Consider the following 23505-nt stretch of genomic DNA (forward strand, 5'->3'; position numbering starts at 1 on the left):
ATTATGACTTATATTGCCAGTTCTGCCCGTTACAAACAAATGGAATACCGCCGCTGCGGCAAAAGCGGCCTGAAATTACCGGCCGTTTCGCTTGGCCTTTGGCACAACTTCGGCGATGTGGACGTGATGGAAAATTTCCGCAACACGCTTAAAACTGCTTTTGACCAAGGCGTTACGCACTTTGACCTCGCCAATAATTATGGGCCGCCAGCCGGTTCTGCCGAAGAAAATTTCGGAAGGATTTTGCACGAGGATTTTAAAGCTTACCGCGACGAACTGATCATTTCTACCAAAGCCGGATATTACATGTGGGAAGGCCCTTATGGAGAATGGGGCTCTAAAAAATACTTGGTTTCCAGTTTGGACCAAAGCCTGAAACGCATGAAACTGGATTATGTGGATATTTTTTATCACCATAGGCCAGACCCTGACACGCCTTTGGAAGAGACAATGGCTGCCTTGGATTTGATTGTGCGGCAGGGCAAAGCTTTGTACGTGGGAATTTCCAATTATCACCCCAAAGAAGCTGTCGAGGCATTTCGTATTTTGAAAGACTTGGGCACGCCTTGTTTAATCCATCAGCCTAAATATTCCATGTTTGAGCGTTGGGTAGAAACAGAAGGTTTGCTGGATTTGCTGGAACAAGAAGGCGTTGGCTGCATTCCGTTTTCGCCGCTGGCGCAAGGTTTGCTGACCGATAAATATTTAAAAGGCATCCCGGAAGATTCGCGCATTGCCAAAGGTGTTGGCTTTTTAACGGAAAACAACCTGACCGAAGAAAAGCTGAACCAGATTAAAAAGTTAAATGATATTGCCCTGCAACGCAATCAATCGCTGGCACAAATGGCGTTATCTTGGATTTTGAAAGATGAGCGCGTAACTTCTGTTTTGATTGGCGCGAGCAAACCGGCGCAATTAGTTGATTCTTTGAAATGTTTAGACAATACTGTTTTTAGCGGGGAAGAACTGAAAATGGTTAATGAGATTTTAGGTTAATGATTTTTAGGTGGTAAAAGAAGCATTGGTTTTGGCCGATGCTTCTTTTATAAATATGCTTCTTTTATCAACCCAAATTTAGGCCGATAAAAGAAGCATTTTGTTTTTACCGAAACAAGCTTTCTGACAAACCGCTGTTTACTTTGGCTTCCGAAACTTTTAATTCGATGTGGTTATCAAAAAGCGTGGTTTTGGTGGTATATGGAATTTTGATCCCGTTGCCAGCATTTTGGTAATCAGAATAATCCGAAGTGGTATTATAACCGGAAAAATCCCTAACTTCCCGCAGTTTCAGGCCCGAAACCATATCGTAATAAGATTTAACCATATTGCCGTTTGCGCCCGTAACCGTTAGCAAATAAACCGGCTGGTTATCAATTATCTTTACATTTGGGTCCAAAAGCGGTGTTACCGTGCCGTAATTTAACTCCGGAAACAGTTTTTGTGATTGTTTGATCAGGGATTTTTCACTCTGCGTTAATTGCACCGGCTGGTTGTTTTGCAGCGTTTTTACACTGTCTTTATTCACCGTAGTATGGCGCGTAAGGTTGTATGCCGGTATTTTTAAATCCTGCGAAAACTGGTCCGGCATTTTATACTGGCTTGTTTGCTGGATCTGGATGCCGGAAATCTGGCCGTTCACCACAATGGTTAAGTCTTTGATATTCCGCAGTTTGTCTACGCCACCGATCGCGTCCAGATATTTTTTCAATACCGTGTTGGCCGTCGTCCCAGCTGGCATTGCAATCCCGCTGAACGAATTATTGTCCGGGTTGATGTCCGGCAAAACATGTTCCGGGTCAAGCGTTACCAGGTTGATTTTTGAGGTAGATGGATATTGGAAAGTCCAGCTCCCGCCGCGTTGCCAAATTTCGGCCGGCAGTTTTACAATCCCGGTTTTACCGCTGGCCTCGGTAATGGCCACGGTAACCGGCAAAGCCATTTCGCCCAGGTTTTCTATGGTGATCAATGCTCCTTTTGCCACATCATTTTGGATATAATTGATACCTTTTACCGATTGGTCCAGTTGCCAGGTTGTAAAAAACCATTCGCGCCAAAACCAGCTTAAATCCTCTCCTGCCGCATTGTCCATGGTATGGAAAAAATCCCAGGGCGACGGATGTTTAAAAGCCCAACGCTTAATGTAAGTGCGGAAAGCGTAATCAAAACGCTCTTTGCCCAAAATCTGTTCGCGCAAAATTTTCAGTCCCAAAGCCGGTTTGTTATAAGCGGCCTCGCCCAAATACGAAGCTTGCAAAACATCCGGTGTATTAAAAATAGCTTCTGCCTGCGGGCCAAAAGCAGACTGCGCATTTGCCTGCGCATCCGGTTTGATATAATATTCGCCTTTGTTAAAAAGTGTAATGTCGATCTGGTTGATAAACGTATTGAAACCTTCGTCCATCCAGGCATATTTACGCTCGTTGCTGCCCACGATCATCGGGAACCAATTGTGGCCAAACTCGTGGTTGGTCACGTCCCAAAGTTCGGCACCGCGGCTTTCGGCACCGCAAAAAACAATGCCCGGATATTCCATCCCGCTTACAATACCGGCCACGTTGGTTGCCGTTGGGTACGTAAACTCAAACCATTGGCGCGAATCCATTTCGATACTGGCTTTTACGTATTCGGTTGACCGGCCCCAGGCAGAAGAACCGCCGCTTTGCACCGGGTAAAGGGATTGTGCCAGTATTTTTTTCCCGCTGGGGAGATTGATCCGCGCCGCGTCCCACACAAAAGCGTTGGAAGCTGTCCAGGCCGCATCACGCGTATTTTTACACAGGAAACGCCAGGTTAAGGTTGGTTTTTTAAAATAGTTTTCTTGTTTGTTTGCTTCGGAGGAATCGCGGATCATCACCGTTTGGTCGCTGTTCCGGGCTTTGGCCAATCTGCCTAAAACCGTTGGCGAAAATACTTCTGTCGGGTTTAGCAATTCCCCCGAACCGGCCAGAATCAAGTTTGAAGGAGCCGTGATCGAGTAACTGATGTTGCCATAATCCAGGTAAAACTCGGATGCGCCGAGGTACGGAATCGTGTTCCAGCCGTTCAGGTCATCGTAAACTTCCATCCGCGGATACCATTGCGCAATTTCGTAAATCCAGCCGTCGCTGGTGTGCACGCGGCCCATGCGGTCGGTCCCGTTTTCCGGGATCTCAAAACTGTAATCTATTTTGATCTGGATTTTACTGCCCGATGCTTTCAACGAATCGCGCAGCTTGATCTGCATCCGCGTATCGGTAACCAAATAATTTGCGGCCTCGGCCTTACCATTTCTGATCAGCGTAACCGATTTGATCACGTCTCCCTGCGTAAAAGCTTTGTTGGCAAAACGGCCACCCGTAACGGGCGTAGTGGCTTCGGCGCGCGAATCCTGACGGTAAATATTTTGATCTAATTGCAGCCATAAAAACGGCAAACCGTTGGGGCTGTTGTTGGTGTAAGTGATAGTGGTGCTGCCCGAAATTTGCTTTTTAACCGTGTCCAGCAATACATTAATCTGATAATCAGCATGGTTTTGCCAGTAATTTACACCGGGCGCACCGCCTGCCGTACGGAATTGACTACCTTTTTCGCTGTAAAAATTTGGCTCAAATACTTTATGCTGATCGTATTTGCTGCCCGGGACAAGTGCATTTTGGGCGAAAGTTTGAACGCCTGCCGCCAATAAAACGGCCAAAAATATATTTTTCATTTCTTTTGCAGAAGATAATCACGAAGGTAAATTTTTACCCTATAAAAGAAGTATGCCGGAAGAATATTGAAGGTGTTGACATAAAATTTTTACAGAAGGTAAATTTTGCCATTTGCCATGCTTCTTTTAGCACATAAAATTTAGGATGGCCTGTTGCAGATAAAAGGTAAATTCTACAAAAATCCTGCTTATTATTGTTTCTCGGATTCCTTCAACATAAAAAATGAAATACAACATAATTTTTGCCGCTTTTCTTTTTTCTTCATTTGCTGCTTTTGCACAACAAAAACCAGCGCAAAACCTGGTACAATATGTAAAGCCCATTATCGGCACCCAACGCATGGGCCACACATATCCAGGTGCAACCGTGCCTTTCGGGATGGTGCAGTTAAGCCCGGAAACAGATACCATCAGCTACGAAGAAAACGGCCGTTACAACCCAAAAGTTTATGCTTATTGTGCTGGTTATCAATATGAAGACCACACAATAACCGGTTTCAGCCATACACATTTCAGCGGAACAGGCCATTCTGATTTGGGTGATTTTTTGATCATGCCAACCGTTGGCCAGCTTAAACTTAATCCCGGAACGGCCACACAGCCCAACAGCGGTTATCGCTCCAGATATTCCCATGCAAATGAAGTATCGGCAGCAGATTATTACAAAGTGAAGCTGGAGGATTACAACATTACCGCCGAAATGACGGCAAGCACACGTGTTGGCTTCCATCAATATACTTTCCCGAAAACAGATCAGGCGCACATCATTTTGGATTTGATGGCCGGCATTTATAATTATGACGACAAAAATGTTTGGACTTATCTGCACGTTATAAACGATTCTACCGTTACCGGTTTCCGCCGGACGAACGGCTGGGCAAAAAACCGCGTGCTGTATTTTGCCATGAAGTTTTCCAAGCCGTTCATCGCTTACGGAAACCATAATTATTCTAAAAAAGAAGTTTACCGGGGTTTTTGGGGAAAGTTTAACCAAAGCAAAAACTTCCCTGAAATCGCCGCGCCAAAACTTCGGGCTTACTTCGATTTCAAAACGGAAGAAGGCGAAAAGATCGACATCAAATTTGCTTTATCACCGGTGAGCATGGACGGCGCGCTGGCAAACATGCAGGCCGAAATCCCCGGTTGGAATTTTACTGCCGTAAAAGAAGCAGGCCAAAAAGCCTGGGAATCAGAACTTTCCAAAATCAACATCCAAAGCAAAAGTATTGCAGAGAAACAGAATTTTTATACCGCGATGTATCACGCCATGATCAACCCAACCATTTATATGGATGTTGACGGCGAGTATAAAGGATTGGATCAAAACGTACACAAAGCAGTTGGTTTTACCAATTATACCACGTTTTCGCTGTGGGACACGTACCGCGCGCTGCACCCGCTTTTCAACATCATCGAACCAAAACGGAACGATGATATGATCAAATCCATGCTGGCACATTTTGAGCAAAGTCCGGAACACATGTTGCCGATCTGGTCAAATTCCGGAAATGAAAACTGGTGCATGTCTGGCTATCACGCGGTTGCGGTTATTGCGGATGCCGTTGTAAAAGGAAATGCTTCTTTTGACACACAAAAAGCGTTGGAAGCTTGTGTCGCTACGGCCAGAAAACGCAGTTATGAAGGCATCGGCGAATACATCGACAAAGGTTATATCGCGGATGAACACAATGGCGTTTCGGTGTCCAACACGTTGGAATATGCTTATGACGATTGGGCGATTGCGCAAATGGCCAAAAAGCTGGGCAAAATGGATATTTATAACGAGTTTATGAAACGGTCTGAAAATTATAAAAACGTGTTTGACCCGGCGGACGGTTTTATGCATCCGAGAAATGCAGACGGAACTTTCAGACAGAAATTTGATCCGTTATCAACTAATAATCAGGGCTTTATTGAAGGGAATTCCTGGAACTATACGTTTTTCGTTCCACAAAATCCGCCGGAATTGATTAAACTTTTAGGTGGCAACAAGCGTTTTATTTCCCGGCTGGATTCCTTGTTCACGATGAACCTTCCCGATAAGTATTTTGCTGAAACAGAGGATATTACACGCGATGGCATCATCGGGAATTATGTGCACGGCAACGAACCTTCGCACCACGTGGCGTATTTATATAACTGGACCAATCAACCCTGGAAAACGCAGGAACGTGTCCGCATGATTTTACCGAAAATGTACAAGCCAACGCCTGATGGTTTGGGCGGAAACGATGATACCGGACAAATGAGTGCCTGGTATATTTTCAGTTCGCTGGGGTTTTATCCTGTTGCGCCGGGATCGGATCAATATGCGCTTGGAAGTCCGGCTGTTGATGCCGCAACAATCCAACTTCCAAAAGGAAAAACGTTGGAAATCATCGCCAAAAATCAATCTGATAAAAATGTGTACGTAAAAGAAGTATTGCTGAACGGTCAGGTTTTAAACCGAAATTACATTACACATTCAGAGATTATGGGTGGCGGGAAGTTGGTTTTTGTGATGAGTGGTAAGCATGGGAAGTAGCATGATAAAAAAAAATGAAATTAAAGATAATATAATTACTAATTTTTTTAGTTTAATTTAATTGTTAGATTTGTACAAATATTCATACATTTAAAAATAAACCTACGCCCATTGTTTTTTAATATAAATGTATTAAATCATTTATGACATCATTCAAATTCAAAAAAGCAGTTCAAGCATTAAATTTTTTTGCTAGCAAAGAAGGCGGAAAAATAAATTACATGAAGGCTGGTAAGCTGGTTTATTTAGCAGACAAAGCTCATTTAAGAATTTACGGTAGAACTATAACTAATGACAGTTATTTTGCTATGAAAAATGGTCCTGTTCCTTCGGGAACAAAGGATATCATATTGAAGTCTAAGTGGCAAGGTCAAGACATTGTTGAATATTCAGACATATTTCTTTCTTCTCCAAAAGGCTATGATATCAATTCATTAAAAGATTTTGATCCAGCTGTTTTTTCAAAAACAGACCTTAATTTGATGGATGAAATTTATCAAAATTTTGGTCAGTTAAGAGAGTTTGAATTGAGTGATTACACGCATACTTTTCCAGAATGGTTACGCTTCAAAAATGATTTAGCTAAAGATTCAAGCCGTGCTTTTCAAATTAATTGGGATGACTTATTTGAGCTCAATATTAAAGATATACCATTTAAACAAAGTGAAGAGTTATTAAATTTAAGTAAAGACCAATTCCAAGGCATAGTAAAATGATTTCTTTTGAAGTTTTTATAGAAAGCTTCGCCATAGGAAATATCTATTGGTTTATTAATCCGCAAATAAATTCAACCGATCCCCATCCGCATTTATGTGTTGGCGTTAAGGATAAATCAATTGCATTTTTGATATGTGGTACCTCACAGTTTGAAAAGAAGAAGAGATACTTTGAACTTACTGGTTTACCTTTTGAAACTCTTGTCAGGCTTGAACCGAATTCAAATAACTTTTTGTACAAGCACACTTATATAAACTGCAATGAAATACAGGAACATTCTATAAGTGAACTATTTACCACAAGTGGTTTTAGGTTTTTCGGTACTATTTCTGATTCCGAGTTATATCAAGTAAGAAATGGATTAGAGATAAGTGAATTATTAGAGCAGGACACTAAAGATTTCATTTTAAAGTCGTTTCCTGAAATTTAGCTTAGAAATTCCCTTGTAACATTTCCCTTCCCGCCGTATCTCAACACACAAAATGGCAAACATGCGTTTTGAGCTAACTACCGATACTGTTTTTATCAACCTAAATTTGGCATAGGCAATGGCTGAGTATGAAGAGATTTATCAGCAATATTCGCCGCAGATATTTAGGGTTTGCATGGGTTATGTAAATGATGCAGACCTGGCGCGCGATCTGGTGCAGGAAACTTTTATTTCTGTTTGGCGCAACTTGCATTCTTTTAGAAATGATTCCAAGATAAGCACCTGGATTTTCCGTATTGCAACCAATAATTGTTTGCGGGCGATTGAAAAATCAAAACGCATCGTCCAAGCAGAACTGCCCGAAAATATACCCGAAATTATCGAAGAATCCCCGGAGGAAAAACTTCAACTTTTATACAATTGTATTGCTGAGTTGGAAGAAATGGACCGCATTATTATCTCATTGGTTTTAGAAGATTTGCCACAAGCTGAAATTGCATCTATTGTTGGTTTAAGTAATGCGAACATCCGCGTAAAAGTGCATCGGATCAAAGAAAAACTCAGCCTAAAATTTAAAAAACATGGACAATTTGAATGAGCTGAAAGCAATCTGGCAAACGGCCGATGTTTCCGATTTGCCGCAAGCGAAGGAGATAAAAGCCATATCTAAAGATTACCAGCAAAAAACACTGGTAAAAAAAGCATGGGTTTTTGCGGCTACTTTGCTGGCGTCAGGGATTTTTGTGCTGAGTTTGTTTTTTTATCACCCGCAATTTATAAGCACGAGGATCGGGCAGTTGTTGATCCTTTTGGCGATGTTGATTTTGCTGTGGTCTAACTTAAAATCGCTTGGCAGGATTTACCGCATCCGCAATTGCAGCAACCAGGAATTTATCAAATACCTGCGTGAAGTGCAGCTGAACCGGATTATTTATTACAAAAGAACGCAGGTTTTTGGTATGATTTTATACAGCGCAGGCTTGCTTTTATATCTGTATGAAATGGTTTATAAAGATGTTTATGCAGCAGCCGTTTGCTATGCTTTAACAATTTCGTTGCTGATCAGCAGTTGGTTTTTCCTGCGGCCAAAAGCTTACCAAAAGCGCAAAAATAAGTTTGAACCTTTTTTAGATCATGTCGAAAAACTCAATAAACAACTCCAGGAAAAATGAAAAGAAAAGTTTATGAGAAAACTGTCATGCTTCTTTTATCCCTATAAAATTGGTGCCGTTATCTTCAGAAAAAAAGCATGAAAGTTTTTAATGTTTTTTAGGCGATAAAAGAAGCATCTAAAATAAATCAAGCCTTAAAATTCAACAGATAAAATATTGGTGATTTTTCAGGAAAGCTATTCATTGTTTACAACTTCCGGCGCGCTGACCTTAATTGGCATTTCGTTCAGCGGTACTCCTCCTTTAATTCCAAAATCCAACGTGCGGATCGGGAACGGGATCATAATGCCATTTTCATCATAAGCTTCTTTAATCCGCATCACGGCCTCGCTGCAAACTTCTAAGTAAATAGGTTGCTCGGGCGAGTTGATCCATAAACGGATCACAAGGTTGATAGAACTATCGCCAAATTCCTTAAAAAACAATGTCGTTTCTTCATCTGGTGATAATCCATTGATACCTTTTACAGCATTCAATGTGATTTCTTTAACGCGACGTAAATTATCGCCGTAAGAAACGCCGATGTTTAAATCCAAGCGCCGTTTTCCGAGTAAAGAGAAATTTTCAATCGGGTTTTGAAACACGTCTTTGTTTGGAATGATCACTTTCTGACCCTGAAAAGTCCGTACGATCGTATCGCGCAGGTTAACTTCTTCCACTTTGCCCATATAATCTTTGATCTTGATGATATCGCCAACATTCACCGGACGTCTGAAAGAAATAAAAATACCGGAAATAAAATTTGACGCAATATCCTGGAAAGCAAAGGCCAAAGCCAGACCAACGATTCCGGCACCGGCCAAAATTGAAGTTACGGCCGTGTCTAAATGCAATATCCGCAAAACGACGAACAGCGTAACACCGATAAAAAAAATATAGATGACCGAAGTAAAAAGATTGTTCAGGGCCGAATTTGCGGAAACCTTCCGGATAACTTTGCCGGCCAGCGTACGGATCCATTGTGCCACAAAAAAACCCAAAACAAGGATCAGCGAAGACAATAAAATATTTGGCAGCAGCTTGATAAAATCGTTCGTCCAGCCGGATAATTTTTGGGAAATGAGCTGGTATGCCTTGTTAATGTCCATTCGATGCTTGTTTGGATTGGTAAATTAATTATTAAAATGAGTTTTTACCAATTTTATACCGGTAAAAACAGTATGTGTCCACGTACAACGTTTTCTCAAGCATCGTTTTTATCTATTGTGACCTGAAAGCCCGGCGTTTTATAATCCGGCGGCAGATAGCTTGCCGGTATCGTGGTCATGTTGCCGTCGCGCATCGTATTGTAATGCGGCGACATGATCTCGATCCCTCTTTCGTTGCACACATCCTGGATATGCTGATGCAATTGCGAATAGATAAATGCCTGTTTTCCAGCTTCTTTTGTGTAGGCGTTGATCTGATAAGAAACATAAAAATCATCAAGGCTGGTTTGCAGCACAAACGGAAGCGGTTCTTTAAGGATAAAATCAACCCGTAACGCCGCATCAATCAAGGCCTGGTGCATGTCCTTCCACGGCACGTCATAACCAATGGTAACGGTTGTATGCACGATCAAACCGGTATCATTGGTATTGACCGTATAATTGATGGTATAAGTGTTCAAAACTGTCGAATTCGGCACGGTAACATCTTCGTTTTTGATCGTCCGGATACGCGTGACCAGCATGGTTTTTTCGATGACATCGCCCGTTACTTCGCCAATTTTTACACGGTCGCCTTTTTTAAAAGGGCGCATATAAGTTATGACCAAACCGGCAATCACATTAGAAATAGCCGAAGATGACCCTAACGAAAGCAAAATACCCAGAAAAACACTTACGCCCTGAAATGCCGGCGATTTGGAACCCGGCAAGTAAGGAAATATGATCACGAACATAAAAGCGTAGATCAAAACCTTGATGATGTTGAACGTTGGCCAGGCCCATTCTTTATAAAATCCGCCTAAACGGATCCTCTCCTGGTCGATTTCTGTTGCGAAATACTTCACAAACTTGATTAAATAACGCGTTGCCAGATAAATCACCAAAATGGTGAACAGGTTGGGCAGAAAGCCGAGGATACCGTCAAATACTGCTTTTGCCGGTGTCAAAATCCAGCTAATCAGTAAGTTGGCAATAGATTTTGTTTGCGGGAATACACTGAAAAAAAGCGGCAAAGCAAGATAAATAATCAATAAAATCAGGATGAGCCGGATGATATTATTGATCCGCAAGGCATATTTATAGTGTTCGTCTGCAGACAATAGCTGCAAGGTGCGTATTTTGATGCCTTTAAAGTATTTTTCTTTGTTAACGCTCAGGAATTTTTCGGAGTAATTGAGCAGGTAATTGATTCCGCGGACAATCAGCCAGATACCCAGAAAAATCAGGCAGATGTAGCCAAAGCGCTTCAGCCAGTTTACCAAACTGTTTTTCTGCTTTTCTGCGGCAATTTCTTTTTTTATTTTAATCAGATATTGCTCGGCAAGCTTTGCAGGGGCTTCATTGTACCAAAGCGCATCGAGTTCTGCAACAGACATGATGACGTTGTTTTGGTAAACAATATCGTAAGTTGCTTCATTCGGCATCACAACCAGGGAATCGGGCTTAAAAAACGCATCATTATACAAGGCGTTGATATGGCCGGAGATGGCTTTTGCGCGTTCGGCGGTGCTGAAAGAACCGATGCGCGTGTAAATATTGAACAAAGTATCAGCAAGCAGTTTTACCGGGTTTGGCTTTGCTGTGCGTTTCAGTTCTGCAATCCTTTTAACCTGTTCTATTTTGTGCAACGAGTCTTTCAGGGAGAGCTGCCGCAAACGGTCTTCGAGGTTTTTCCTCTTTTTAGAATCTGTGCTGACCTGCAAAATTTCGTTTTGCAGTTGCATGGAAGCCATCGAATCAACTTTTTGCCTTTCCTTTTCGCGCAGCAAATATCTTTCTGCAAGGATCTGTCTTTTATCTGATGAGCTGTCTGAAGGAGTTTCTGCACTTGTTTTTTGCTGCGCAGAAGTACATTGGCAACATAACAGAACTACAAGCAAAGCAAATCCGGTTTTTTTATACATGTTTACCACAAAATGATATTGATTTGAAAGCTGTTTAAATTTTTAAATTTTTAATGCATCTTTTAGCATATAAAATTAGTTGTTTTTTAAGTTGAAGGAATCTTTATAAAAGTAAAAACCAAATTTACAGGCATAAAAGAAGTATTGATGATTTTCGCTAAATTCAAACAGCCGCTGAAGATTGTCAATTATATTTTAATTTATCACTTTCCGCAACAATCTCTTCAATAAATTTTCTAAAAAAAACGGACTGCTTTTTATCAGTGTCGATTACGGTCAGCTGGTTCAGCATGTGCAGCAAAGCATTTTGCACATAACGGTCGCTTTTGCCATAATGCCAGATCGGGAAAATACAGTTTTCAAACAGGCGTTCAAAAGAAGACACTTGCAGCAGCACGCGCGGTTTGTTTTGCTTGTCGAAAATCACGGTTGGCAGGCAATGGTTTAAACGGTAAGCAAATAAATCCGACAACGAATTGATGGCCAGCACGGCGGTTGCAGGGTCATTGATGCCGGGGCTTAAAGCTTTCAACGCCACTTCTGCCAAATGCCGGAAACCGTATTCCGGGTTTCGGTCTATCGGTTGGCCGGTAAAAAAATCAATTGCAAAAAACAGTCTTTTTTTGGTTTCGGCATCAATTTCGCCGCGCCCGTAAACCACCATCGCTTTGCTGCCTTTGATAAGGTAAGTGCCCTGAATACAAGGAAACGAGATCAGCACGTCTAATTCTTCTGCAATTTTTAGCGTTTGCTTCGTGTCAAAACCTTGAAAATAACCCGAAACGTCAGATTCAACTTCCACAAACGGCATTTCTTTCCGATCGATGGTTTTTTCGCCGGAACTGCAAAACCTTTTCTGCATCACTTTTAACGTTTGTGTTTGTACCCGCTGGATAACAGTGTCATATTTAACGGTTTGCGTAACGTAATCAAGGAAATAGATAAAAAGGAATATATCGCCAACCGTTAGCAAGAGCAACAAATAAATGCTCAATGCCGGCACGTTCACACCGTTGTTAAGGTCGCGTATGGTACTCAGCAGGAACAAGGCATACACGATCGTACCGATATAAAAACCCAGGATTACCTGCTGGAAACGGTTTTCGATCATGCTGTTGAGTATGCGGTTGCTCATTTGCGAAGCCGCCTGGTTCAGCACGATCATCACCATGGAAAAACTGAAAACCGTGAGCGAGATGATGCCGCCAACCACCGTAGAAATGATGACCCTTGCGGTACTGGCATCTTTTAAAGTAAGCCAGCTAAGGTTTTGCTTGATGTCTTTTCCCCAGTAAGAAAAATCGATTTCGAGCATTCCCCATGACAGAAAAAGGAACATCACCGCGATAAGTGCGGGATAAAATGCAATACTGTCAACGATCTTGCCGGAATTTTCCCGCAGCCATTTTAAAAAGCCTCTGCCCATAATTTTTTGAAACGTTGTATTAATGCTGTTTTTACAGGTTGTTTTATCGCCAAAGCTACATTTTCGGCTGGATGTGTTGCGAATTGAATTGGATATTGGTTTGGATTTTATTTGAGGTCTTTTTGAATTTATTCCAACAAGTTATCATGCTTATTTTATGCCAGTAAATTTTGCTTTTTTATTTACTGCCGATGAAGGAAAACCACCAAATTTTAGGCGATAAAAGAAGCATGTCAGCGGGTCGCAATCATATGCAAAGCTACTTCATAAACAAACTGGGTAGGTAACTGAACGCTAACCGCCAAAAGCTGATGGCTTCCTCTTTTTTACAGAACACCTTTGCCCCTGCCGTGTTGCCATTTGATGAAAGTATTGATTGCCGGTGCCAATGGTTATATCGGGACACGCCTGATCCCGGTTTTGCTGCAAAAAGGCCATGAAGTGGTTTGTTTGGTGCGAGACAAACGCCGTTTTACCGAAAAAAGTGATTTTAGTGCCCAGGTCACGCTCATCACCGGCGATTTGCTGCACAAAGATAGTATCGAAGCTTTCCCGCCGGATATGGATGCAGCTTTTTATTTAGTGCATTCGATGGCGCAATCCAACGATTTTTCTGACCTGGAAGCCTTATCAGCACAAAATTTTATTGCTTCTGCCCAAGAAACCAATTGCCGGCAAATTATTTATTTAAGCGGGATCACGAATGATGAAAACTTGTCCACGCACCTAAAATCGCGCCGCAATGTAGAGGATGTTTTGCAAACCGGCCGGGCAGCCTTAATCGTTTTGCGGGCGGCCATCATTATTGGTTCGGGCAGTGCTTCTTTTGAAATCATCCGTGATCTGACCGAAAAGTTACCGGTAATGACGGTGCCGCGCTGGGTAAACACGCGCTGCCAGCCAATTGCCATCCGCGATGTGCTTTTTTATCTGGAAAATGTGTTGCTCAACCCAAAAACTTTCGGTCAAACGTATGATATCGGCGGGCCGGACATCCTGACTTTCAAGCAGATGATGCTGACTTATGCTGAAGTGCGCGGCCAGAAACGCTATATGATTACGCTGCCTTTTTTATCGCCCAAAATTTCGTCGTACTGGCTGTATTTTGTTACCTCCATCAGTTATCCGCTGGCGCAAAGTTTGGTGAACAGCATGAAAAACGAAACAGTTTGCCGCGATCGGCAAATCCATGAAATTATCCCGCACCAATGCATCAGTTATGCCGAAGCTTTACATCTGGCTTTCGAAAAAATCGAACAAAATTCTATCGTTTCCAGCTGGAAAGATGCACTGAATACCGGTTATCTGCACCCGGAATTTATGGATCAGGTAAAAGTGCCGCAAAACGGGACAAAAGAATATAAAGTAAAAATCCCGTTTCAGCGGAAAACGGAAGCAGTGGTTGACAACATCTGGGCCATCGGCGGCGAGCGCGGCTGGTATTACTGGGACTGGATTTGGAACATCCGCGGTTTCCTGGACAAAATGGTTGGCGGCGTTGGCATCCGGCGCGGCCGGACCAGCAACACTGATGTTTCCCCCGGCAACACAATTGATTTCTGGCGCGTACTTTTAGCCGATAAAAACAGCAAGCGACTATTGCTTTATGCCGAAATGAAACTGCCCGGCGAAGCCTGGCTGGAATTTAAGATTATAGAACGCGGCGGCAAAAAGTTCATCAGTCAGGTTGCTACTTTCAGGCCAAATGGTTTGTGGGGAAGGTTGTATTGGGCGGCGATGTTCCCGTTTCATATTTTTATTTTTAACGGCATGGCAAAACGGATCATTGCGTTTGGAAGCAGTAAAAATCAAAAATCTGCCAGTCTTAATTAAATGACTGCCTGAATTGCAGCGGCGAAACATGCGTTTTGTTCTTGAACAGTTTGCTAAAAGACTGCGGGTACTCAAACCCAAGCTGGTACGCAATTTCGCTAACAGACAGCGAAGTTGTGGTCAGGATTTCTTTTGCCTTTTCAATCAGCTTGTTTTGAATGTGCTGCTGTGTACTTTGGCCGGTTATCGATCGCAGCAAATCACTCAAATAATTAGGCGATACATTCAATTTACCGGAAATATACTGCACTGTTGGCAAACCCGCGTGCTGTTTATCAAAGTAATCGTTTAAAATATCTTCCATTTTAACCAGCAAATCATGACTGGCAGTTTTACGGGTGATGAACTGCCTGTTGTAAAACCGGTTGGCATAATTTAGCAGTAATTCGACGTGCGAAACAATCACATCCTGACTGTAATGATCAATATTGGAATAATATTCCTGCTCAATGTTTTTCATGATCGAGGCAATCATCGTTTCTTCTTTTTCGGAAAGGAACAATGCTTCGTTTACCGCATAAGAAAAGTAGCCGTAAGTTTTGATGGTTTTTGCCAGCGGATAATTTTGGATAAAATCCGGATGGATGATGAGCCAATAACCAGAAAGCTTTAAATCTTCCGTCAGTTCTGTTGAGATTACCTGCCCGGGCGAAAAAAAAGTGAGCACGCCTTCATCAAAATCATAATAATTTTGCCCGTACTTCAGCTTGCCTTTAAAATCTTTTTTTATGCAGATAGAATAGAAATTGTAAACCACACTGCTCAGGCTTTCATCGGCAAAACATTGTATTTCATCAAAATTGATCACGCTGACCAAAGGATGCTCCGGTTTGGGCAAAGCTAAAATCCGGTGCATTTCTGAAACGGAATTGATGATATAAGGCTGCTGGGCTGGTTTTTTCATCGGGCAAAAACAGTTTGATTTAAAAATTAAAATAAGGAAAACTTTCAGGGACGAAAGTCTTCCTGATCTCCTTTTATTTACCGGTCTATTGTGGCCAAAGTTGTGGCATCATAACGGTCGCCGGTGATGGTGCCCAACGGGATAATGGCTTCCAAACGGTTCAATTCTTCTTCGCTTAATGCAACGCTGGTGGCAGCAATGTTTTGCTCTACATATTTTACGCGTTTGGTCCCCGGGATCGGAACTGCGCCTTTTGCAATCGTCCAGGCAATGGCCAGCTGCGATGCCGTGATGCTTTTTTTATCGGCTATTTTTTGGATCTCGTTCAGCAAATCCAGGTTTTTGTAGAACTGTTCACCCTGAAAACGCGGGATAGACCGGCGGAAATCATTCTCCGGAAAATCGTCCGGGCTTTTTATTTCGCCCGAAATAAAACCTCTGCCCAAAGGCGAATAAGCAATAAAACCGATCCCAAGTTCTGTTAAAGTGTTTAAAATACCGTCTTCTTCCACACCTCTTTCAAACAATGAATATTCTGTTTGCACCGCTGTTAAAGGATGGATTTGATGTGCTTTTCTGATCGTTGCCGATGAAACTTCCGAAAGGCCGATGTAACCTACTTTTCCTGCTTTTACCAGTTGCGCCATTGCTTCCACGGTTTCTTCAATTGGCGTGTTTGGGTCGAGGCGGTGCAGATAATACAGATCAATATAATCAGTGCCGAGGTTTTTGAGCGAACGTTCCAATGCTTTTTTTACATACGCTGTTTTGCCGTTAAACTGCCAGGTCAACTGTTCTTTGTCGTCAATCTCGTAGCCAAATTTTGTGGCGATGATGTATTTTTCCCGGTTTCCTTTAATAGCTTTGGCCACGAGCCTTTCGTTCAATAACGGGCCGTACAAATCGGCCGTGTCCAAAAAGTTGCCGCCTAACTCCAATGAACGGTGAATTGTCGCAATGGATTCTGCTTCATCTGACTGCCCGTAAATATCCATTCCTGCAATCTTGGTCATGCCCATGCAGCCCAATCCAATCAAGGGGACAACCAATCCCTGGCTGCCTAATTTTGTTTTTTCAATACTTTCCATCAGCTATAATTTAATTTCTTTAAAAGATCAACGATACAAATGTGGCACTTAAAAGCGGCCATAAAGTTTCCTGATCTCGGTTGGTTGTATCCAAATAGAGTAAAGCCCGTTTCACATTTAGGGCCTGTTTAAATTTATGTCGAAAAAAACACCGTGCTTCTTTTATGCCCATAATTTTGCTTTTTCAATTTTAGACCGATAAAAGAAGCATGGAAATTTCCGTTTTTTATAGGATAAAAGAAGCATAAAAAAAGATCGGATAAAAATTAAACAGGCTCTGGTAAAGGCAAAAAAGCAATGCTTCTTTTATCACCTAAAAAACCGGCAATTTAACCAACCGGCCGAAACTGATATTTAGCTTAACTTTGGCATCAGCCCAAAACACAAAAATGATTAAACAAGCTTTGGCCAACCTTAAAATTTCTGCCCTGAACGAAATGCAGCAGGCAGCCATTGCTGCGGCAAAAAAAGGCGATGTAATTTTGTTTTCGCCAACCGGTTCGGGCAAAACGCTGGCTTTTTTGCTGCCGTTGCTAAGTTTGCTGGATGCAGAAATTGCCACCGTGCAAGCATTGATTTTGGTACCGTCGCGCGAATTGGCTTTGCAGATTGAGCAGGTTTTTAAAACAATCGGCAGTGGTTTTAAGGTGAATTGCTGTTACGGCGGCCATCCGGTAAAAATCGAGCGGAACAATTTTTCGCAGCCGCCAGCTGTTTTAATTGGCACGCCGGGCAGGGTTGCGCACCATTTGCGCCGTGAAAGTTTCGGCACGGAAACTATTTTTACGTTGGTTTTGGATGAATTTGACAAAGCACTGGAATTTGGTTTTCAGGAAGATATGTCTTTCATTATCAGCCGGATGCCTGCTGTTAAAAAACGCATTCTTACTTCGGCCACGAAAATGGACGAAATTCCGGCGTTTGCACGATTGGATCACCCTGTAACACTGGATTTTCTGAACAACGCGGTTTCTGCACCGGATTTGCAACAAAAAATAATTTTTGCCGATGCCGCCGATAGATTAGATGCACTTTTTGCCTTGATTTGCAAGATCGGCAGTAAAGCTACGCTCGTTTTTTGTAATCATCGGGAAGCGGTGGGGCGCATCAGCGATTTGCTTTGGGAACGCGGTTTGCCCAACGGTATTTTCCATGGCGGCATGGAGCAGGACGACCGCGAACGCGCTTTGCTGAAATTCAGGAACGGCAGTTATCCGGTTTTGATCACTACCGATCTGGCTTCGCGAGGTTTGGATATCCCTGAAATTGAATATGTTGTCCATTATCAGTTGCCGCACAATGAAGAAGCTTTTACACACCGCAACGGCCGCACTGCCCGGATGCACGCCAGCGGGACTTCGTATTTACTGCTTTCTGCGGAAGAAAAACCGGCTTACCTGAAAGCCGCCACGGAAGTAGAAAATTTGCCCGAAAACGTGGTTTTGCCGCAGCCTTCGCCCTGGCAAACGCTTTATATTGCGGCAGGCAAAAAAGATAAGGTAAACAAAGTAGATGTGGTAGGTTTGCTGCTGCAAAAAGGCGGATTGGAAAAAACGGACGTTGGTTTGGTTGAAGTGCTGGATTTTGCGGCTTATGCGGCCATCAAAAGAGAAAAAATTGAGCAAACGGTTGTTTTGCTGAAGTCAGAAAAAATCAAAAACAAGAAAGTCAAAATTGAAATTTCAAGGTAAAATTTAAGTCGATAAAAACAGTATGAGCAACAACGATATCATGAAAAAACTGCGCGTGGCGATGAAATTTACCGACGACGATATTATAAAAGTGCTGGGGCTGGCCAACTTTCGGATCACCAAAACAGAAATCAGCGCGATTTTCAGGAAAGACGACCATCCGAATTTTAAACCCTGCGGCGACCAGATTTTGCGCAATTTTTTAAACGGACTGATTATCCATCAGCGCGGCCCAAAACCTGAAAGCAAGCCGGCCCTCAGCCCAAAAAATACCTGATAAAAGAAGCATTAAAAAACATTTGGCTGACACCATTTATTTGCGGCATATAGCTATTTACGTTAGTTTTGATACTTAACCTAAACGCTGTTCCGCTGCAATTAATGGATATCACAAGCACCAATTTCGCTGGCAAAATCCCTGAAACCACGTACCAGGCGGCACGTTCGGTTTCTGCGGCCATAGCCCGGCATTTTAAACAGCATTTTGAAGCTGCGCGCAAAAACCATGTGTCACAACTGGCACCAGAGCCTGATCCGGGTGTTGTTGAAAGCATGATTGATGTAGCTTTTTGGGCAAGTTTAGGCCGCGAAGAAGGCCATTCGCCCAAAATTTCCCTGGCTTTTTTGCCGCCGCAAATGGCCGGTACGCCAATGGTTTTTAAGCACAGGCTGCCATTTCAAACCAACACTTTGATCAAACTGGCACCTGCCGTAGAGCGGCCAGGCATCCATCTTGGCGTTTGGCTGGAAGATGATGAGCTGGTTTTATGGGGGACAACGCGTGATATACCGGGCTTGTGCTTTGTGCTGGAGGTGGTAGAACCTGGTTTACTGGTGATTAAACACCGGCGGATTGATGGTTTGGGCAAGTTTGTAAACGTGGCCACGTTAAAAGGGGATCAAATAAAAGTGGTGGATGAACACAGCCTGGGCACGGCAGACCGGCCACCGATCATCAGTTCGCTGCTTGGTTTTACTTCGCGTTATGACAAGGCAGATTCGGTAAATATTTTGGTACAACTGGCTGCTTCTATGCGGGCACATGGCCGTGGCGGTTCTTTGCTGGTTGTGCCTGCGGACACGAAAGAATGGAAAGATTCGATCATCCAGCCGGTCACTTATCCGGTAATGTCGGCATTTTCGGGCTTAACAGATTTAATGCAGCTGAACGATCAGGAGGAAAACCAGGTACTTTGGCAAAGCATGTTGCGGCAGGCGATAGATAGTGTTGGCGGTTTAACTGCCGTTGATGGTGCAACGATTATCAACGAACGGAACGAACTGCTGGCTTTTGGTGCTAAAATCGGCCGGTCGTGGAAGAGCAAACGTGTAGAGGAAATTGTGATTACCGAACCGGTTATCGGCAATGTGGCCAGTACCATCCACCCCAGTAAAATGGGCGGCACACGGCATCTTTCGGCAGCGCAGTTTGTGTTTGATCAGCGTGATGCCGTGGCTTTGGTGGCTTCACAGGACGGACGTTTTACGGTTTTTTCATGGTCTCCCCGTGAGGAAATGGTGCACGCCCATCAGATTGATATTTTATTGCTGTAAAAGAAGTATAGACAAACAACGCATCGTTGGCTATTTCTGCTGCCGATGAAAATTTGTTTAGATTTTAAAATTCGGTCAAACCTCTTTTTTACAAAAAATGCCAATGCTTCTTTTACCGGGTAAAAATTAGTATTCATGTACGTTTAAATAGGACAACAATTTTTAGGTGATAAAAGAAGCATCTAAAACCACTGAACAAACTTTAAACAAGCTCTATAATTCAAATAAAAATATCACTAAGAAAATGAAAAAAATTTTGCTATATGGAGCTACTGGTAGAACCGGGCAGCATGTTTTAAATGATGCGCTGGCAACGGCTATCAGGTGGTTGCATTAGTACTTAGTCCCGGGAAATTGGCGGTTAAGTCTGAAAATCTTACAATATATAACAATGCTTCTTTTATCGATATAAAAATCAGCTTTGACTGCTTTTGAAAGGTTTTGTTTTATCAATAGTATAGACCAATTGGATTTACCAAGTGTTTTCCAAGTTGTTGGTCAACGAACTATTATTATTATTGTAACCGGTTTTTTATTCTGATTTATAAGTTAGATAATATTGTTTTTATCCTGATAAAATTGAACAAATTATTGTAGCTATATTCAAGATGAAAATTGTACTTGCAGCCGCGCAACTTCAATAATCTACTGGGTATTTTTGCCCAATAGATTATGTTGTTCCGCTGCCCCAAAAAAGCAATTGTAAAAACAGTATAATAACCACTAAGAATATGGCGGAAAAGCAGTTTATTTAATTTTTCCTTCTGCTTGTAGTTTTGCTGCCGCTTCCATCATCATCATGCCACTAAGCTGTGTAGTAAGATCAACACTGCCCGTGGGTTTCTGGGTCCAGTCTGGCCCTGCCAGATAAGCGGGCTTAGCGATACCAACTGTATATAAGTACAAGGCGTTGTTTTGCAGGAAAGCTGCAATTTTAGCACTACTGGCAGCATCTAAAGCAGAAATATCTGTAAGTGCAGTCAGATACCTTACATCGATTCCTTTAAACAGGCCACCATCTCCCTGACCTTCATTTTTCAGCACACCAACAGATACCATACGTGAATCCGTTATGGCAGTATTGGCCGTAAGCACGGCATCTGCAAGATAACTTGCATCCTTTGTAGCATTATATAGTTCTATGGCTGCCCCGATGAAAGCACCCTGATTATAAGTATAAATGTTTTTATCAACAGCTCCGGTTCCTGTGCTGTTGATACCATCATATACTATACCTGTTGTTGCATCCACTAAAGTAGTTTTCATCCAGGAGTATAAATCTTTGGCCAAAGTCAGGTCATTAGCGTTATTCTGCAACTCATAAATCCGGGCAGCTAAAATAATGGCATTAGCCGTAGAAGGCGTATTTTTATAATTAAGCTGAGTTTTACGCCAGGCAATGCCCCCACCCTGACTGCTGTTGGAACCCGTTTTTATATCGGTATATATAAGTTGCGCCACGGTTAAGTAATCAGCATCATTTGTAGCATTATAAGCCCTGACACAGGCGTTTCCCATCCAGCCCATATCATCATAATAATCATTGAAATAAGATCCGCCATTGGTAGCTTTTAAACCTGTAAGGAGAGCTTTCATCCGCTGCGTATACTTTGTGTTTTTGGTACGCAGGTAAGCATCGGTAAGCACGTCCAGCATGTGTGCCTGTGGCCAGTAGTTGAAAGCAGTATTTCCGGTATTGTTCTGAACGAAGTAATTTCCGTTGGCCGAAAGGTAAGTGCTGTAAGTTTTGCTTTGCATAGAATCTGCAACGGCAGCATACGCATTGGTTGCAGGCGTGGTTGTACCACCAGTACCGGTAACAGGGTTTACAGGGACCGGCGAATTACCTCCTTTAGAACAGGAGCTTAAAACTGCTATGGTTAGCAGTAGGTATCCGGCCATCCGGAAATTAAAATTGTTGAATTTCATAAGAGCTTATTATAATTTGTATATGAAAAAAATGACAATGCTTCTTTTAGCGTATTAAAATCAGTGGTGTGCACCATTCATCTTTAAAAAATATAGAGCCAGTTTAAATTTTTTACTGATAAAATGACAATGCTTCTTTTATTCGGTAAATTTTGTTTTTGTAATTGTTGCCAATATAAAAACCCACCAAATTTTAGGTGGTAAAAGAAGCATGGAAATACTTTGAACAAATATTAAACAGGCAATAGAAAAGCTAAGGTTCTAATGGGATAAAAGAAGCATGAAAACCAAATTTGAACTTCCCTACAGATCGAATTTAAATCATTGGGTTATTGCTTGAAACAATAACCCAATGATTGATTATTTTATGGTAACCGTATTATTGTAATTAGCCAAAGCAGGACTAAAATTAACGTTGATACTGGAGTTTTTATTGTTGGTGGCCGGAAGCAGCTTAAAGCAATAATCAAACTGCGAATTGTTTACCGGATAGACATAAAAGTAAGACGGCAATGTTGTGTTGTTTGGGTCAGGATTATCTGAGTTTTTACTTCCATACCATTCTAACGATTGTTTCCCGCTGGCATCTGCTACTGTAAACTGATATTTGTAACGGCTATCCAAACCATACGACTGTTGCGGGATAGAAATGGTTGTAGTAGTTTCCCACTGGCTGTTTCCGATATAAGGAAGCGTTAATGTGACTTTACCCAATGGCGCAGACCAAAAACCTACAGAAACAATTTGAGTAAGCGTTGCAGAAGCCGTAGTAAGGTCAACAGAAATACGGTAAACACCTTTATTGGTAACTGTTGTACTGCCGTTTAACTGAACAGAAGTACCGTTTTGTAACGAATATGTCGTAGGCGTCCCGCTGTTTTTATCTACCAGTGTATAAGTGCCCGGTTGCAAAGAAGTGTAAAGTTCAAAAACACCGTCATTAATTTTTTTCATGGCGATTGCTTTAGTAATATCAGCACCGGCCTCCGTAGCCGTTCCGGTGAGGTACAACGATGCCGGCAGTACGGCAAAACCGGCAGGTCTGTTTAGCTGGATGATGCGGCTGCTTTTGCTTACCTGCTTATTAGCTACTTTAGAAACAATCACCGTCCACTTTAATGTACCACTGCTGGAAGATGCTATGCCGCCCATAGAAGCTATCGTATTCAGTAATTTTTGGCTGATGGTTGCCTGTGTTTGTACGCCAGAACCATCAGAAAGGACTTTGTATATCGGATTGCTAAAATCTCCTGTTGGTTTGTCAAAAGCTATTTCGTATAGTACCAGATCCTGGGTTGAACTGGCGTCCCATTGAAACACAATCCCTGAACTTGATTTAGGATCCAAACTAAAACTAGCCTGATCGGCAGGTAAATTAAGTTTGCTCACAGCCGCAACATTGGTATCAAGCACATGAACATCCTTTTTGCAGGAGGTAAAAGCAACAGCCCCAAACAGGAGCATCATACTTATAGTGAATATTTTTCTCATTTTTTT

At 42.3% G+C, this 23505-nt stretch carries 19 protein-coding genes; 11 read left to right on the forward strand and 8 right to left on the reverse strand.

Features of this window, described 5'->3' with window-relative positions; genetic code table 11:
- Positions 1–3: 3 nt before the first annotated feature.
- The gene (gene mgrA / locus ACOFKR_RS11385) at positions 4–996 is read left to right on the forward strand and encodes an L-glyceraldehyde 3-phosphate reductase (RefSeq protein WP_419800921.1); all 993 of its coding nucleotides are present in this window, start codon (positions 4–6) and stop codon (positions 994–996) included.
- A 106-nt stretch (positions 997–1102) separates the two neighbouring features.
- Here mgrA and ACOFKR_RS11390 read toward each other — a convergent pair whose 3' ends face one another.
- Complete coding sequence (locus tag ACOFKR_RS11390) at positions 1103–3688, reverse strand: M1 family metallopeptidase (RefSeq protein WP_419800922.1); 2586 nt, start codon at positions 3686–3688, stop codon at positions 1103–1105.
- Between the two features lie 223 nt (positions 3689–3911).
- Between ACOFKR_RS11390 and ACOFKR_RS11395 the strand changes: the two genes are divergently transcribed.
- The 5 genes from ACOFKR_RS11395 (at position 3912) to ACOFKR_RS11415 (ending at position 8531) form a co-directional block, all read left to right on the forward strand.
- Positions 3912–6212, forward strand: a complete 2301-nt coding sequence (locus tag ACOFKR_RS11395; protein ID WP_419800923.1) for a GH92 family glycosyl hydrolase — start codon at positions 3912–3914, stop codon at positions 6210–6212.
- A gap of 143 nt (positions 6213–6355) precedes the next feature.
- A complete protein-coding gene (locus ACOFKR_RS11400) occupies positions 6356–6928 on the forward strand; it encodes a Panacea domain-containing protein (RefSeq protein ID WP_419800924.1) in 573 nt (190 codons plus the stop codon).
- Positions 6925–7359, forward strand: coding sequence for a hypothetical protein (locus tag ACOFKR_RS11405; RefSeq protein WP_419800925.1), 435 nt, complete (start codon positions 6925–6927; stop codon positions 7357–7359). The genes ACOFKR_RS11400 and ACOFKR_RS11405 overlap by 4 nt, the downstream gene beginning before the upstream one ends.
- Positions 7360–7477: 118 nt before the next feature.
- Positions 7478–7957, forward strand: a complete 480-nt coding sequence (locus tag ACOFKR_RS11410) for an RNA polymerase sigma factor (protein ID WP_419800926.1) — start codon at positions 7478–7480, stop codon at positions 7955–7957.
- Positions 7941–8531 (forward strand): hypothetical protein, encoded by a 591-nt coding sequence (locus tag ACOFKR_RS11415; RefSeq protein WP_419800927.1) that lies wholly within the window; start codon positions 7941–7943, stop codon positions 8529–8531. Before ACOFKR_RS11410 ends, ACOFKR_RS11415 begins: the two co-directional genes overlap by 17 nt.
- 176 nt (positions 8532–8707) lie before the next feature.
- On the opposite strand, the gene ACOFKR_RS11420 is transcribed toward ACOFKR_RS11415, so the two are convergent.
- The 3 genes from ACOFKR_RS11420 to ACOFKR_RS11430 form a co-directional block, all read right to left on the reverse strand.
- A complete protein-coding gene (locus ACOFKR_RS11420) occupies positions 8708–9619 on the reverse strand; it encodes a mechanosensitive ion channel family protein (protein ID WP_419800928.1) in 912 nt (303 codons plus the stop codon).
- Positions 9620–9714: 95 nt separating this feature from the next.
- On the reverse strand, positions 9715–11559 hold the full coding sequence (locus tag ACOFKR_RS11425) for a mechanosensitive ion channel domain-containing protein (protein ID WP_419800929.1): 1845 nt from the start codon (positions 11557–11559) through the stop codon (positions 9715–9717).
- A gap of 208 nt (positions 11560–11767) precedes the next feature.
- A complete protein-coding gene (locus tag ACOFKR_RS11430) occupies positions 11768–13009 on the reverse strand; it encodes a DUF2254 domain-containing protein (RefSeq protein ID WP_419800930.1) in 1242 nt (413 codons plus the stop codon).
- Between the two features lie 363 nt (positions 13010–13372).
- On the opposite strand from ACOFKR_RS11430, the gene ACOFKR_RS11435 reads away from it, so the two are divergent.
- The gene (locus tag ACOFKR_RS11435; RefSeq protein ID WP_419800931.1) at positions 13373–14842 is read left to right on the forward strand and encodes an SDR family oxidoreductase; all 1470 of its coding nucleotides are present in this window, start codon (positions 13373–13375) and stop codon (positions 14840–14842) included.
- On the opposite strand, the gene ACOFKR_RS11440 is transcribed toward ACOFKR_RS11435, so the two are convergent.
- Both ACOFKR_RS11440 and ACOFKR_RS11445 read right to left on the reverse strand, forming a co-directional pair.
- Positions 14835–15746: a helix-turn-helix domain-containing protein gene (locus ACOFKR_RS11440; protein ID WP_419800932.1), complete on the reverse strand. Its 912-nt coding sequence runs from the start codon at positions 15744–15746 to the stop codon at positions 14835–14837. The two genes, ACOFKR_RS11435 and ACOFKR_RS11440, sit on opposite strands and share 8 nt — an antisense overlap.
- A gap of 77 nt (positions 15747–15823) precedes the next feature.
- Entirely contained in the window at positions 15824–16834 is a 1011-nt protein-coding gene (locus ACOFKR_RS11445) for an aldo/keto reductase (protein ID WP_419800933.1), read from the reverse strand.
- 389 nt (positions 16835–17223) lie between these two features.
- On the opposite strand from ACOFKR_RS11445, the gene ACOFKR_RS11450 reads away from it, so the two are divergent.
- The 4 genes from ACOFKR_RS11450 to ACOFKR_RS11465 all read left to right on the forward strand — a co-directional run bounded on the left by ACOFKR_RS11450 (position 17224) and on the right by ACOFKR_RS11465 (position 20416).
- Positions 17224–18525 (forward strand): DEAD/DEAH box helicase, encoded by a 1302-nt coding sequence (locus ACOFKR_RS11450; RefSeq protein ID WP_419800934.1) that lies wholly within the window; start codon positions 17224–17226, stop codon positions 18523–18525.
- A 22-nt stretch (positions 18526–18547) separates the two neighbouring features.
- Positions 18548–18802 (forward strand): DUF1456 family protein, encoded by a 255-nt coding sequence (locus ACOFKR_RS11455; RefSeq protein ID WP_419800935.1) that lies wholly within the window; start codon positions 18548–18550, stop codon positions 18800–18802.
- Between the two features lie 104 nt (positions 18803–18906).
- The gene (locus ACOFKR_RS11460; protein WP_419800936.1) at positions 18907–20079 is read left to right on the forward strand and encodes a putative sensor domain DACNV-containing protein; all 1173 of its coding nucleotides are present in this window, start codon (positions 18907–18909) and stop codon (positions 20077–20079) included.
- A gap of 166 nt (positions 20080–20245) precedes the next feature.
- A complete protein-coding gene (locus ACOFKR_RS11465; RefSeq protein ID WP_419800937.1) occupies positions 20246–20416 on the forward strand; it encodes a hypothetical protein in 171 nt (56 codons plus the stop codon).
- Positions 20417–20826: 410 nt separating this feature from the next.
- Here the strand turns inward: ACOFKR_RS11465 and ACOFKR_RS11470 are convergent, their stop codons facing one another.
- Together ACOFKR_RS11470 and ACOFKR_RS11475 are read right to left on the reverse strand one after the other, a co-directional pair.
- Positions 20827–22008 carry a glycoside hydrolase family 76 protein gene (locus ACOFKR_RS11470; RefSeq protein ID WP_419800938.1) on the reverse strand — a complete coding sequence of 394 codons (1182 nt, stop codon included), beginning with the start codon at positions 22006–22008 and terminating at the stop codon, positions 20827–20829.
- Between the two features lie 360 nt (positions 22009–22368).
- Positions 22369–23499, reverse strand: a complete 1131-nt coding sequence (locus tag ACOFKR_RS11475) for a SusE domain-containing protein (protein ID WP_419800939.1) — start codon at positions 23497–23499, stop codon at positions 22369–22371.
- Positions 23500–23505 lie beyond the last annotated feature (6 nt).

Origin of the sequence: Mucilaginibacter sp., assembly GCF_965201005.1 — a bacterium.
Taxonomy (GTDB): domain Bacteria; phylum Bacteroidota; class Bacteroidia; order Sphingobacteriales; family Sphingobacteriaceae; genus Mucilaginibacter_A.